This is a genomic window from Geobacillus sp. YHL (genome assembly GCF_022341265.1).
In the GTDB taxonomy this organism is placed as follows: domain Bacteria; phylum Bacillota; class Bacilli; order Bacillales; family Anoxybacillaceae; genus Geobacillus; species Geobacillus thermoleovorans.
Map to the genome: position 1 here is coordinate 56,831 of NZ_JAEIGB010000014.1, position 12,924 is coordinate 69,754.

The 12,924-nt window shown below is 55.4% G+C and carries 12 protein-coding genes, 1 rRNA gene and 1 riboswitch; of the genes, 1 reads left to right on the plus strand and 12 read right to left on the minus strand.

All coding sequences use genetic code 11. From position 1 onward, the window contains the following. Positions 1 to 11 precede the first annotated feature (11 nt). The 11 genes from purH to purE all read right to left on the minus strand — a co-directional run bounded on the left by purH (position 12) and on the right by purE (position 11,556). Positions 12 to 1,550 carry a bifunctional phosphoribosylaminoimidazolecarboxamide formyltransferase/IMP cyclohydrolase gene (gene purH / locus JCR24_RS12385; RefSeq protein WP_144329963.1) on the minus strand — a complete coding sequence of 513 codons (1,539 nt, stop codon included), beginning with the start codon at positions 1,548 to 1,550 and terminating at the stop codon, positions 12 to 14. Next, complete coding sequence (gene purN / locus JCR24_RS12390) at positions 1,513 to 2,145, minus strand: phosphoribosylglycinamide formyltransferase (RefSeq protein ID WP_011229775.1); 633 nt, start codon at positions 2,143 to 2,145, stop codon at positions 1,513 to 1,515. Before purN ends, purH begins: the two co-directional genes overlap by 38 nt. Next, positions 2,142 to 3,182 carry a phosphoribosylformylglycinamidine cyclo-ligase gene (gene purM / locus JCR24_RS12395; RefSeq protein ID WP_238980732.1) on the minus strand — a complete coding sequence of 347 codons (1,041 nt, stop codon included), beginning with the start codon at positions 3,180 to 3,182 and terminating at the stop codon, positions 2,142 to 2,144. Before purM ends, purN begins: the two co-directional genes overlap by 4 nt. Before the next feature lie 123 nt (positions 3,183 to 3,305). Continuing rightward, on the minus strand, positions 3,306 to 4,718 hold the full coding sequence (purF, locus tag JCR24_RS12400) for an amidophosphoribosyltransferase (protein WP_238980733.1): 1,413 nt from the start codon (positions 4,716 to 4,718) through the stop codon (positions 3,306 to 3,308). Beyond that, positions 4,694 to 6,922 (minus strand): phosphoribosylformylglycinamidine synthase subunit PurL, encoded by a 2,229-nt coding sequence (gene purL / locus JCR24_RS12405; RefSeq protein ID WP_238980734.1) that lies wholly within the window; start codon positions 6,920 to 6,922, stop codon positions 4,694 to 4,696. The genes purF and purL overlap by 25 nt, the downstream gene beginning before the upstream one ends. Then, positions 6,906 to 7,592 (minus strand): phosphoribosylformylglycinamidine synthase subunit PurQ, encoded by a 687-nt coding sequence (gene purQ / locus JCR24_RS12410; protein WP_238980735.1) that lies wholly within the window; start codon positions 7,590 to 7,592, stop codon positions 6,906 to 6,908. The genes purL and purQ overlap by 17 nt, the downstream gene beginning before the upstream one ends. Beyond that, positions 7,589 to 7,843, minus strand: coding sequence for a phosphoribosylformylglycinamidine synthase subunit PurS (purS, locus tag JCR24_RS12415; protein ID WP_014194763.1), 255 nt, complete (start codon positions 7,841 to 7,843; stop codon positions 7,589 to 7,591). The genes purQ and purS overlap by 4 nt, the downstream gene beginning before the upstream one ends. Further along, positions 7,831 to 8,574 carry a phosphoribosylaminoimidazolesuccinocarboxamide synthase gene (purC, locus tag JCR24_RS12420; RefSeq protein WP_014194762.1) on the minus strand — a complete coding sequence of 248 codons (744 nt, stop codon included), beginning with the start codon at positions 8,572 to 8,574 and terminating at the stop codon, positions 7,831 to 7,833. The genes purS and purC overlap by 13 nt, the downstream gene beginning before the upstream one ends. A gap of 60 nt (positions 8,575 to 8,634) precedes the next feature. After that, complete coding sequence (purB, locus tag JCR24_RS12425) at positions 8,635 to 9,930, minus strand: adenylosuccinate lyase (protein ID WP_013144127.1); 1,296 nt, start codon at positions 9,928 to 9,930, stop codon at positions 8,635 to 8,637. After that, positions 9,927 to 11,075 carry a 5-(carboxyamino)imidazole ribonucleotide synthase gene (gene purK, locus JCR24_RS12430; protein WP_011229767.1) on the minus strand — a complete coding sequence of 383 codons (1,149 nt, stop codon included), beginning with the start codon at positions 11,073 to 11,075 and terminating at the stop codon, positions 9,927 to 9,929. The genes purB and purK overlap by 4 nt, the downstream gene beginning before the upstream one ends. Further along, the gene (gene purE, locus JCR24_RS12435) at positions 11,068 to 11,556 is read right to left on the minus strand and encodes a 5-(carboxyamino)imidazole ribonucleotide mutase (protein ID WP_013144125.1); all 489 of its coding nucleotides are present in this window, start codon (positions 11,554 to 11,556) and stop codon (positions 11,068 to 11,070) included. Before purE ends, purK begins: the two co-directional genes overlap by 8 nt. A gap of 110 nt (positions 11,557 to 11,666) precedes the next feature. Further along, positions 11,667 to 11,768, minus strand: a riboswitch (purine riboswitch). Positions 11,769 to 11,917: 149 nt separating this feature from the next. On the opposite strand from purE, the gene JCR24_RS12440 reads away from it, so the two are divergent. Beyond that, positions 11,918 to 12,361 (plus strand): Hsp20/alpha crystallin family protein, encoded by a 444-nt coding sequence (locus JCR24_RS12440; RefSeq protein WP_013144124.1) that lies wholly within the window; start codon positions 11,918 to 11,920, stop codon positions 12,359 to 12,361. Between the two features lie 254 nt (positions 12,362 to 12,615). Here JCR24_RS12440 and rrf read toward each other — a convergent pair. Beyond that, positions 12,616 to 12,732: ribosomal RNA gene (gene rrf, locus JCR24_RS12445) — 5S ribosomal RNA — on the minus strand. Between the last annotated feature and the right edge of the window lie 192 nt (positions 12,733 to 12,924).

A 12,924-nucleotide genomic window follows, 5' to 3' on the forward strand; every position in this document is an offset into this window, starting at 1 on the left:
CTTTGCCACGCTTAATGTTTAAAGTGGCGCACGCCGGTGAAGACCATGGCGATGCCGTATTCATCCGCTTTGCGGATCGAATCCGCGTCGCGAATCGAGCCGCCCGGCTGAATGATCGCGGTAATGCCGGCTTTCGCCGCCGCCTCGACCGTATCGTCCATCGGGAAGAACGCATCGGAGGCCAACACGGCGCCAACCGCCTGTTCCCCGGCTTGTTCGATCGCAATTTTGGCCGCGCCGACCCGGTTCATTTGCCCGGCGCCAACGCCGACTGTCATCCCGTTTTTGGCCAGTACAATCGCATTCGATTTCACATGTTTGACAACCTTCCAAGCAAACCGAAGCTGTTCGCGCTCAGCCTCGGTCGGCTCGCGCTTCGTAACGACGTTCCATTCAGCGTCTTCGAGCGTGAACGTATCGGCCTCTTGGACGAGCAAGCCGCCATTGACGGAAACGAGCATTTTTTCCTTGACGTCCGGCGCGGTAAAATCAAGCGCCAACAGACGGATGTTTTTCTTTTTCGTCAAAATGGCAAACGCCTCGTCGCTGAATGACGGAGCGATGACGATTTCCAAAAAGATGTCGTGCATCCGTTCGGCTGTTTCTTTGTCCACTTCACGGTTGACCGCAATAATGCCGCCGAAAATCGACACCGGGTCCGCTTCGTACGCTTTCGTAAACGCCTCAAGAAGCGTCGCGCCGACGCCGACGCCGCACGGGTTCATATGTTTGATGGCGGCCACAGCCGGCTCTTGAAATTCGCGAATGAGGTTGATCGCCGCATTGGCGTCGTTAATGTTGTTGTACGACAACTCTTTGCCATGCAGCTGTGCCGCGTTGGCAATCGAGAACGCCGCACCGAGCGGCTTGGCATAAAACGCTGCCGATTGATGCGGATTCTCGCCATAGCGCAATGATTGTTTTTTCGTATACGTGACCGTGAGCGTTTCCGGATAGTTCTCTCCGGTGAGGTTTGTCAAATACTCCGCAATCATCGCGTCATACGCCGCCGTATGGCGGAACGCTTTCGCCGCCAGTTGTTGCCGCGTTTTTGCTTGGATCGAACCGGTCGTTTTCAGTTCTTCAATCACCATCGGATAGTCGGCTGGATCGACGACAATCGCGACATCAGCATAGTTTTTCGCCGCCGCACGCACCATCGTCGGGCCGCCGATATCGATGTTTTCAATCGCCTCCGCGAGCGTCACATCCGGTTTGGCGATCGTTTGTTGGAACGGATACAAGTTGACGACGACCAAATCGATCGGGCGAATGCCATGCTCTGCGAGCGCTGCTTGGTGGCGCTCATCGCTGCGCACCGCCAAAATGCCGCCGTGAATGGCCGGATGCAATGTTTTGACGCGCCCGTCCAAAATTTCCGGAAAGCCGGTGACATCGGAAATCGAAATGACGGGAACGCCGGCGTCTTCAAGCGCTCGTTTCGTCCCACCGGTCGAAATGATATCAATGCCAAGTTCAGCCAGCTGCTTCGCAAACGGAATGATGCCTTCCTTATTGGACACGCTGATCAATGCTCGTTTCACTGCCATCGTTCTCGATCCTTTCTTCCTGTTGTTCCTTTTCCCCTAGCAGCATGCGCAACACCGTCGGGTACAGCTCGTGTTCGACTTGATGGATGCGCTCCTCAAGCGCCTCGATCGGCTCGCCCGGCACGATCGGAACAACGCGCTGGGCGATGACCGGCCCGGTATCCATTCCCTCATCGACGTAATGAACGGTAACGCCCGTTTCCGATACACCAGCCCGATACGCTTGGCCGATCGCATCTTTGCCCGGAAACGCGGGCAACAGCGACGGATGGATGTTGACGATCTTCCCCTCATAAGCCGAAAGCAGCGTCGGCCCGATCAAGCGCATATAGCCGGCCAACGCAATCCAGTCGATTTGGCGTCCCTTTAGCTCACGCAAAATCTCGCTCTCAAACGCCGCTTTGGACGGGTAGTCTTTTGGGGAAAACACGAACGCCGGCACGTTTTCGCGCGCCGCTCGTTCAATGACTTTCGCACCAGGGCGGTCGCAGACCAAAAGCGCCACACGAGCCGGCAAATCGCCGCGTTTGGCCGCGTCCACGATCGCTTGAAAGTTCGTGCCGCTTCCTGAAGCGAACACCGCCAGCCGCTTCATGCCCGGCCCCCTCCAGCAAACGACACGCCCGCTCCTTCGGCCACTTCGCCGATGATGTACGCCGGTTCGCCTCGTTCCGAAAGCCACTCAACAAGAGGCGCCGCCGTTTCCGGACTGACAGCGAGCACAAGGCCGATGCCCATATTAAAGACGGAAAACATCTCTTCTTCCTCAAGGCTGCCCTTTTCACGCAAAAAGTCAAAAATTGGCAAAACCGGCCATGAACCGAGCTGAATGCGCGCGCCTATTCCTGGCGGCAGCATGCGCGGAATGTTTTCGATCAACCCGCCGCCGGTAATATGCGCCATCCCTTTGATCGTAAACCGCTCGCGCACAGAGCGCAACAGTTTCGCATAAATGCGCGTCGGCTTCAATAACTCCTCGCCGAGCGGAACATCAAGCGGCTCGTAAATCTCATTAAGCGACAATTTCGCTTGTTCAAACACAATGCGGCGCACAAGCGAATAGCCGTTGCTGTGAAGGCCGCTTGATGGCAGGCCGACAAGCGCATCGCCCGCTTGAATCGTCTCTCCGGTTATGAGTCGCTCTTTTTCCGCAACGCCGACCGCAAACCCAGCCAAATCATACTCATCTTCATCATACATTCCTGGCATTTCCGCGGTCTCCCCGCCGATCAAGGCGCAGCCGGCCTCCACGCAGCCGTCGGCCACCCCTTTGACGATGGCGGCGATTTTTTCCGGCACCGCCTTGCCGCAAGCGATATAGTCGAGGAAAAAGAGCGGCTCCGCCCCTTGGACAATAATATCGTTGACACACATAGCGACACAGTCGATGCCGATCGTATCATGCCGGTCAAGCAAAAACGCTAGTTTCAACTTCGTTCCGACACCGTCCGTGCCGGAGACAAGCACCGGCTGGCGGTAACCAAGCGCGGATAGATCAAACAAGCCACCAAACCCGCCGATCCCACCCAGCACTTCGGGACGCATCGTTTTTTGCACGTGCTCTTTCATGAGGGCGACGGCCTGATAACCAGCCTCGATGTCGACCCCTGCTTGTTTGTATGCCTTTGCCACGTCAACTCCTCCTTTTCGCCGCCCATCACGCTCAGGACGCCAGGCGACGCTCTTGTTGCGCAGCGTTTCTCTCGCGGAAACGCGCCACCACATTCGTCAGCTGCACCGGTTATACTTCCTCCATCATTTCATCGTCAGACATGGCCGCGCCGCTTGACCGAGACGGGTCGGATATTGGCCAGTGAAACACGCCAAACATTGCCCGCGCTCTGGCGAGACGTCCGGGCGCCCGATCGCCTCAAGCATCCCTTCCTGGCTGATAAAGGCGAGGGAATCAGCGCCAATCAAGCGCCGAATCTCTTCAACAGTGCGATTCGCCGCGATCAATTCTTCCTTTGACGACGTATCAATGCCGTAAAAGCAAGGATGGGTGATCGGCGGCGCGCTGATGCGCACATGCACTTCCACGGCCCCCGCTTCACGGAGCATCGTGACGATGCGCCGGCTTGTCGTCCCGCGCACGATCGAATCATCCACCATCACAACCCGTTTGCCGGCCACAACCCCGCGCACCGGCGACAGCTTCATTTTCACTCCTTGCTCACGCAACGCCTGCGACGGCTGGATGAACGTCCGCCCGACATATCGGTTTTTAATCAACCCCAATTCGTATGGAATGCCGCTCGCCTCAGCGTAGCCGATGGCAACAGAGATGCTTGAGTCCGGCACGCCGGTGACGATGTCGGCCTCTGCCGGCGCTTCCAAAGCCAGCCGCTTTCCTAAGTTTTTTCGGGCCGTATGGACATTGATGCCGTCGACATGGCTGTCCGGACGAGCGAAATAAATGTACTCCATGCTGCAAATCGACCGCGGCTGCCTAGAAGCGAACCGTTCTGAACGCACCCCTTCGCGGCTGATGATGAGCAATTCCCCAGGCGCCACTTCCCGCTCGTATGTGGCGCCGATGACGTCAAACGCGCACGTTTCCGACGCCACGACATACGCCGAGCCGAGCCGGCCGAGCGACAGCGGCCGAAACCCGTGCGGATCAAGCGCCGCATAGAGCGCCTTTTCCGTCAGCAGCAAAAACGCAAACGCCCCTTCGATCTGACTGAGCGCCTCTTTCATTTGCTCGACAAACGTCGGCGCTTGGCTGCGGCGGATGAGATGGGCGAACACTTCCGTATCCGATGTCGTCTGAAAAATGCTTCCTTGTCCTTCAAGCGCGAGCTTCAACTCGATGGCGTTTGTCAAGTTGCCGTTATGGGCCAACGCCATCGCGCCGGTTTGCGAGCGGAACAAGAGCGGCTGAACGTTTTCATAGCCGCCCCCGCCCGCCGTCGAATAGCGGACATGACCGATGGCCGCCGCCCCTTTGAGCGCATCGAGCGTACCGCTTTGAAACACATCGGTCACCAGCCCCAGCCCTTTATGACCGGATAAGCTCCCGTTATGCGCGACAACGATGCCGGCCCCTTCCTGCCCACGGTGCTGCAGGCTGTGAAGCCCGTAGTATGTGAGCCGGGCGGCGTCTTCATGCCCCCAAATGCCGAAAATGCCGCACTCCTCGTTCAATCCTTTGATTTCAGCAAGCATGGAATAGCCCCTTTCCAGACATTTCGCATCTTGGCAACGGAAAGGTGAATGAGCGTCTCACCGTGCTCCCCGTTCACCACGAATACGCCATCGTCTGTCACTTCGCCGATTTGTTTCGCTTCAACCAGTTGCTCAAACGCCTCTTTTTGCTCTTTTTTCACCGAGACAACAAAGCGTGATTGCGTTTCGCTGAACAGTTCACTGACGAGGTCACCGCCGATCGTCACCTTGGCGCCAAGCCCCGAGGCACCCATGACACACTCAGCAAGCGCAACGGCTAATCCTCCTTCGGCAATATCATGCGCTGACGCCACCACCCCCGCGCGGATCGCTGCAAGCAGCTGGCGCTGGCGGCTTGCTTCCACCTCTAAGTCAATCTCCGGTGCTTTTCCAAAAATGCGGCCTTCCAGCCATTTTTGCAACTCGCTGCCGCCAAACTCCGGCTTCGCCTCGCCGATCACGTAAATGAGGTCGCCCGCTTGCTTAAACGACTGAGTCGTAATATGGGAAAGATCATCAATGAGACCGACCATGCCAACGACCGGGGTTGGGTACACGGCCTCGCCGTTCGTTTCATTGTACAGCGAGACGTTGCCGCTCACCACCGGCGTCCCGAGCGCCCGGCACGCTTCGCTCATCCCGTCGACCGCTTTTTCGAGCTGCCAGAAAATCTCCGGCTTTTCCGGGCTGCCAAAGTTGAGGCAGTCCGTAATGGCGAGCGGCTTCGCTCCGGAGCAGACGACATTGCGCGCCGCCTCGGCGACGGCGATTTTCCCGCCCGTTTCTGGATCCAAATACAAGTAGCGCGAGTTGCAATCCGTCGTCAGCGCGAGCGCCTTGTTCGTGCCGCGGATGCGCACGACCGCCGCGTCCGATCCCGGGGCGACGACCGTATTCGTCCGCACCATATAGTCGTACTGGTCGTACACCCATTCTTTGCTCGCAATCGTCGGCTGGGCGAGCAGCCCGAGCAATGTTTGATTGTAGTCTTCGATGTGCGGAATATACGGCGGCATCGCTTGAAACTCGCGGTAATAAGCCGGCTCCGCAGACGGTTTATGATACACCGGCGCGTCTTTCGCTAAGGCGTCCACCGGAATTTCCGCCACCACCTCGCCTCGGAACAAGAGGCGGAGCATTTTGTCATCGGTCACTTTGCCGATTGCTTTGGCCTCTAGGCCGTATTTGGCAAAAATCGCGGCGATTTCGTCTTCACAACCTTGCTTGACAACAAGCAGCATCCGTTCCTGCGATTCGGACAGCATCATTTCGTACGGCGTCATGCCTGCCTCACGCTGCGGGACGAGATCCAAATTCATTTCAATGCCAAATCCGCCTTTGCTTGCCATCTCGGCGGATGAACTCGTGAGTCCTGCCGCCCCCATATCTTGAATGCCGACTAACGCATCGGACTTGACTGCTTCAAGACACGCCTCAAGCAGCAGTTTTTCCATAAACGGGTCGCCGACTTGCACGGCCGGACGCTTTGCTTCCGACTGTTCGCTCAACTCTTCCGAAGCAAACGTCGCCCCGTGGATGCCGTCACGGCCCGTTTTCGCCCCGACGTACATGACCGTGTTGCCGACCCCGGTCGCCACGCCGCGCTGAACGTCCTCATGGCGGATGATCCCGACGCACATGGCGTTGACCAATGGGTTGCCTTCATACGCCGGGTCGAACTGCACCTCGCCGCCGACAGTTGGGATGCCGACGCAGTTGCCGTACCCGGCAATGCCAGCGACGACCTGCTCAAACAAATATTTGACGCGCGGCGACGTCAGTTCGCCAAACCGAAGCGAGTTCAAAAGCGCGATCGGCCGCGCCCCCATCGAAAAGACGTCGCGGATGATGCCGCCGACCCCGGTCGCCGCCCCTTGATACGGCTCGATCGCTGACGGATGGTTATGGCTTTCGATTTTAAACGCCACCGCCAGCCCGTCGCCAATATCGACAATGCCCGCACCCTCACCCGGCCCTTGCAGCACGTGCGGACCATCAGTCGGGAATTTTTTCAGCACCGGCTTCGAGTTTTTGTAGCTGCAATGCTCCGACCACATGACGGCAAAAATGCCGGTTTCCGTGTAGTTCGGCAGCCTCCCCAAAATCGCTTCAATGCGCGCAAACTCTTCATCTGTTAACCCCATCTCACGGTACAACTTTTGTTCTTTGATCATCGCCGCGCTCGGCTCAAGCAGTAACGACATGCGTCTCCCTCCAATAGTTGACGATCGATCGGAATAGTTTCAATCCGTCCGCGCTGCCGAGCAAGGCGTCGACCGCCCGCTCCGGATGCGGCATCATGCCGAGCACATTGCCCCGTTCATTGACGATGCCGGCAATATCCGCCAAGCTGCCGTTCGGATTTTCTCCATGGTAACGGAACACGATTTGCCGGTTCTTGACAAGGCGCTCGAGCGTCTGTTCATCGCAATAATAATTCCCTTCACCATGGGCGATTGGAATTGTAATGACTTCGCCTTTTTCGTAGGCAGACGTAAACATCGTTTCATGATTTTCCACCGTCAGCTGGACCGGCCGGCAGATGAATTTCAACCCTTGATTGCGGCGCATCGCCCCAGGAAGCAAGCCGGCTTCGAGCAAAATTTGAAACCCGTTGCACACCCCAAGCACCGGTTTTCCCGCTTCGGCGGCTTTTTTTACGGCAGCCATCACCTTGGAGAAACGGGCAATGGCTCCGGAACGCAAGTAATCGCCGTACGAAAACCCGCCTGGAAGCAAAATGGCGTCAAAACGGTCTAGATCGTCCTCGTCATGCCAAACGTATTCGACCTCTTCGCCAAGTTCATCGGCGATCGCATGATACATATCGACATCGCAATTCGATCCCGGAAACACAACGACGGCAAACTTCATCGGGCGACGGCCTCCTCGATTTCATAGCGGTAGTCTTCAATCACCGGGTTGGCAAGCAGTTTTTCACACATCTCGCGAACGAGCTCGTTGATGTCGCGGTCGCTCTCTTCAATCACGAGCTCCATAAACTTCCCGATTCGTACATCTTTCACTTCCGTATACGATAAGCTGTGCAGCGCCCCTTTTACAGCGGTCCCTTGCGGATCCAACACACTCTCTCGCAACGTGACATACACTTTTACTTTGTACATGCCGATTCTCCCCCTAACCGTTGTAAAATGACTTCGTATGCGTCCGTCAAACTGCCCAAGTCGCGGCGGAACACGTCTTTGTCGAGCTTTTCGTTCGTCTTTGCGTCCCATAACCGGCACGTGTCCGGTGAAATCTCATCCGCCAAGAGGATGGCTCCGTCTGCTGTACGGCCGAACTCAAGCTTAAAATCAATCAACCGCACGTTCCGCTCGGCAAAATGGAGGCGCAGCACGTCATTCACCGCAAGCGCGGCCTGCTTCAGCGCGGCGACTTCCTCGCGGCTGGCGAGTTTTAAAATGAAGATATGATCTTCCAACAACAACGGGTCGCCAAGGTCGTCGTTTTTGTAATAAAACTCAACAAGCGGCGCCTCAAGCGGCGTCCCTTCCTCTAGACCGATCCGCTTGGCTAAACTTCCCGCTACCACATTGCGGACAACGACTTCAAGCGGGATGATCGTCACGCGCCGGACCAATTGTTCCGTTGGCGACAGCTTTTCAATAAAATGATTGGCAATGCCTGCTTCGCGCAGCTTCAAAAACAACAAGCTGGAAATCTCGTTATTGAGCCGCCCTTTGCCGGCGATCGTCGCCTTTTTTTCGCCGTTAAACGCCGTTGCGCTGTCTTTGTACTCGACCCAAAGCACATCTGGCTCGTCAGTCGCGTAAATTTTTTTCGCTTTCCCTTCATATAACAGCTGTTGTTTCGTCGGCACGATCAACGCCTCCATTTGTCCAGAAGATTGAAAATCTTTTGTATAGCCGGCCGGCTTCGACCAGCCGGCAGCCGCTCACTCCAACCCTAAGCGGGCAAAAATCGTATCGACATGTTTCAAGTGATGGCGATAATCAAAACAATCATCGAGCTCCTCTTTCGTCAGCCGGCTCATGATCCGCTCATCCGCTTCAAGAAGCGAGCGGAACGGCACTTGTCTCTCCCACGCTTCCATCGCTTTCGGCTGCACCAAATCGTACGCCTCCTCGCGCGTCATCCCCTTGTCGATCAAAGCAAGCAAGACTCGCTGTGAATAAATGAGCCCGAACGTGCGCTCCATATTTTTTTTCATGTTTTCCGGGTACACAAGCAAATGTTTCACGATATTCGCGAATCGGTTCAACATATAATTCAACGCAATCGTCGCATCCGGCAAAATGATGCGCTCGGCCGACGAATGGGAAATGTCGCGTTCATGCCAAAGCGGCACGTTTTCGTACGCTGTCACCATATAGCCGCGAATGACGCGCGCCATGCCGGTCATGTTTTCCGAACCGATCGGATTGCGCTTATGCGGCATCGCTGATGAGCCTTTTTGTCCTTTGGCAAAAAACTCTTCGACTTCGCGGACTTCGCTTTTTTGCAAGCCGCGAATCTCGACGGCAAATTTTTCAATCGATGTCGCAATTAAGGCCAATGTCGCCATATAGTAAGCGTGGCGGTCGCGCTGCAGCGTCTGCGTCGAAATCGGCGCCGGCGTCAAGCCGAGTTTTTCACACACATACTGCTCCACAAACGGATCCACGTTGGCGTACGTGCCGACTGCGCCGGAAATTTTCCCTACTTCCACCATCTTGGCAGCTTGTTCAAACCGCTCCAAATTTCGCACCATCTCGGCATACCAAAGCGCCAGCTTCAGCCCGAACGTCGTCGGTTCGGCATGAACGCCGTGCGTGCGCCCCATCATGACCGTGTATTTATGTTCGCGCGCTTTCTCTTTCAGCACTTGAATGAAGTTTTCCAAATCACGCCGCAAAATCGCGTTCGCCTGCTTTAACAAGTAGCCGAGCGCCGTATCGACGACATCGGTCGACGTGAGACCATAATGCACCCATTTTCGTTCTTCCCCAAGCGTCTCAGAAACGGCGCGGGTGAAGGCGACGACATCGTGGCGCGTTTCTTCTTCGATTTCCTTAATGCGGTTGACGTCAAACGACGCGTTTTCACGCAGGCGGCGGACATCTTCTTTTGGGATGACGCCAAGCTCGGCCCACGCCTCGCACGCGAGCAGTTCCACCTCAAGCCATGCCTTAAAGCGGTTTTCCTCGGTCCAAATCGCTCCCATTTCCGGTCTTGTGTAACGTTCAATCATCCTCGTTCCAGCCTCCGATCATGCCAAATTTGCCACGATTCGATTCTCGCCAACGCCGCCTCGACATCGTCTGCCAGCACCGTCACATGCCCCATTTTCCGCTTCGGCTTCGCTTCGTGTTTGCCGTACAGATGGACGTAGGTCCCCCCGTCGAACGCACCGATATGCCGAATGACCGGCTCGACGTGCTCGCCTAAAATATTGACCATCACCGCCGGCTTCAACAATTCGGTCGATCCGAGCGGCCAGTTGCAGACGGCGCGGATGTGCTGGGCAAACTGCGACGTCGCGCATGCATTGATTGTATAATGTCCGGAGTTGTGCGGTCTAGGGGCCAGCTCATTAATATAAATATCCCCGTCCGCAGTCAAAAACATTTCCACCGCCAGCGTCCCAACGAGCGAAAACGATGCGGCCAACACTTCCGCGTAGCGAATGGCCCGCTCTTGCACGCTTTCCGGAATTCGAGCCGGAACGATCGTTTGATGCAAAATGTTCTCGATATGAATATTTTCCGCCACTGGAAAAACAGCCGTCTCACCATCGAGGTTGCGGGCGACAATGACCGACATTTCCTTCACAAACGGCACCCAGCCTTCCAAAATGCATGGGCCAAGCCCAAGCAAATCAGCCGCTTTGGCTAGATCGCCTTCGCCGCGCAGCACATATTGTCCTTTGCCGTCGTAGCCGCCGCGCCGCGTTTTCAAGACGCACGGGAAACCGATCGTCTGAACGGCCTGTTCAAGTTCCTCCGCTCCATTCACTTCGACATAGGGCGCCACCGGCAAGCTGGCATCAACGATCGCCGCTTTCTCCAGCGCCCGGTCTTGCGTCACCGCAAGCAGTCGGCTTCCTTGCGGGACATAGGCGTTTGCCTCCAGCCACTCAAGCGCTCGCGCATCGATATTTTCAAATTCGTACGTAATGACATCGCTCACGCGGGCCAGTTCAGCGATGGCGTCCAAATCATGATAAGGCGCCGTAATCTCCACATCGGCCACTTGCCCGCACGGGGAGTCAGGCGTTGGGTCGAGCACGGCGATGCGAAAACCCATCTCGCGCGCCGCCAAAGCCATCATCCGCCCGAGCTGCCCCCCGCCGATGATGCCGATCGTCTGCCCAGGAACGATCCGTTGCTTAGTCAAATTGATCACTGCTTTCTACGATTTGTTTGCGAATCGCTTCCCGCCGCGCTTTGAGCGCCTCCATATAGCGTGGCTCAAGCAGTCCAAGAATCGATGCGGCGAGCAGTCCGGCGTTGGTCGCCCCCGCCTTGCCGATCGCCACCGTCGCCACCGGCACCCCGCCTGGCATTTGCACAATCGACAATAACGAATCAAGTCCATTCAATGCTTTTGACTGCACGGGCACCCCAATCACCGGCAGCGTCGTTTTCGCCGCGATCATCCCCGGCAAGTGAGCCGCTCCGCCAGCGCCGGCAATGATCACGCGGATGCCGCGCTCCTCGGCTGTCTCCGCATACCGAAACATCTCATCCGGCGTCCGGTGCGCCGATACGACTTTTTTCTCAAACGGAACACCCAATTCCTCCAAAATGGCGCAAGCATGTTTCATCGTTTCCCAATCCGAATGGCTTCCCATGATCACCCCAACGAGCGGGCTCATACCGTTTCACTCCTTTTGCTAGCACAACAAAACCCAGAACATGCGTTCCCATTCGCAGGCGAGGGAAAGCATCGTTCTGGGCTTTGACAGTTGCTGATCGAAAAAAAGCCAAAACCGATCCTTTCCCTCATAGTCCAATCATTTACGGTGATTGGGTAGAAACTTTTGGGCCATATTCCCAAAATTATATGAGGGATCTTCTCATACACTATGAAGTTACCTTTATAGTAGCAGGTTTTTTTTCGGCGTGTCAAGGAAAAAATCGAACATTCAGTATTTCATCAAAGCAAATGTTCGTGTTTTTTGAATCACCAAACGAAGAAGGCGGCATATGATGAATGAGCGGAGGAGGAGAGACACGATGGCCAAAGAAAATCCGTTTACGCCGTTTTCCGATTGGACAAAACATTGGCAGCAATTTTTCCAAAATGATTTTTGGGGAAGCATCCAGCCGTTGCTGCCGTCATCGAACAAGCCATCATCCGGCATGAACATTTACAAAAAAGACAACGAGCTGCTCGTTGTCATCAGCCTCCCGGGGCTCGAAAAAATCGAAGATGCAGAAGTGTATGTATCATACAAAACGTTGGAAGTGAAGGCAACCATTAATCTAAACTTCAAAGGGTTTGAGCTAGTAGAAGAAGGCCTTTTCCAAGGCCAATTCCAAAAAACAATCCCACTGCCGTTCGCCGTCAAAGAGGACCGCATCGAAGCAACATACCATAACGGCCTGTTGTTCATCCACCTGCATCGACTCATCCCTGACGAGCCGAAAAAGAAAATTGTCATCAAAAAAAGCGAATAATCTCCCCCACGAGTCCAAAAAAGGAGATACCTGCCTTTCCGAAAAAAATAAAAAAAGAGGGTGTCCATGCCGTACAGGACACCCTTACGCGAGTTTCCGTTTCCTATCGCTTTTATGAAAAAGGGGGTCTAGGAAACGATGATCACGCTTTACATTTTGGGGGAGAGGATTGAAAATGGCGTCATTCAAAATGACTCATTTCCCATTAGGCAAAAATAATGAGAGAACCATTCAGCTCCCTCATTTTTTTGCCTGCCTAGCAGCGACCTACTCTTGCAGGGGCGCTGGCCCCAACTACCATCGGCGCTGGAGGGCTTAACTTCCGTGTTCGGGATGGGAACGGGTGTTTCCCCTCCGCCATAGCCACTAGGCAAGCATTTGGATTTTGACATCATTTATTATACTTGAAAAACAAACAATGTCAAGAAGGAAGTTCATTCCCTCAAAACTAGATAACCGTGCTCAGGAAGAAGCCGCTCGCCTGCGCTTTTCGCGCTGTCCAGCTCCGGCTCGCCGCCGCTCGGGGTCAAATAACCTTCGCCTTCGGGATCGGAAATCCCTGC

Coding starts and splice junctions, on each gene's coding strand:
- purF (WP_238980733.1), bottom strand. CDS start 4,718: ATGCTTGCTGAAATCAAAGGATTGAACGAGGAGTGCGGCATTTTCGGC.
- purB (WP_013144127.1), bottom strand. CDS start 9,930: ATGATTGAACGTTACACAAGACCGGAAATGGGAGCGATTTGGACCGAG.
- purH (WP_144329963.1), bottom strand. CDS start 1,550: ATGGCAGTGAAACGAGCATTGATCAGCGTGTCCAATAAGGAAGGCATC.
- purC (WP_014194762.1), bottom strand. CDS start 8,574: ATGGAGGCGTTGATCGTGCCGACGAAACAACAGCTGTTATATGAAGGG.
- JCR24_RS12440 (WP_013144124.1), top strand. CDS start 11,918: ATGGCCAAAGAAAATCCGTTTACGCCGTTTTCCGATTGGACAAAACAT.
- purS (WP_014194763.1), bottom strand. CDS start 7,843: ATGTACAAAGTAAAAGTGTATGTCACGTTGCGAGAGAGTGTGTTGGAT.
- purN (WP_011229775.1), bottom strand. CDS start 2,145: ATGAAGCGGCTGGCGGTGTTCGCTTCAGGAAGCGGCACGAACTTTCAA.
- purQ (WP_238980735.1), bottom strand. CDS start 7,592: ATGAAGTTTGCCGTCGTTGTGTTTCCGGGATCGAATTGCGATGTCGAT.
- purE (WP_013144125.1), bottom strand. CDS start 11,556: ATGAGCCCGCTCGTTGGGGTGATCATGGGAAGCCATTCGGATTGGGAA.
- purL (WP_238980734.1), bottom strand. CDS start 6,922: ATGTCGTTACTGCTTGAGCCGAGCGCGGCGATGATCAAAGAACAAAAG.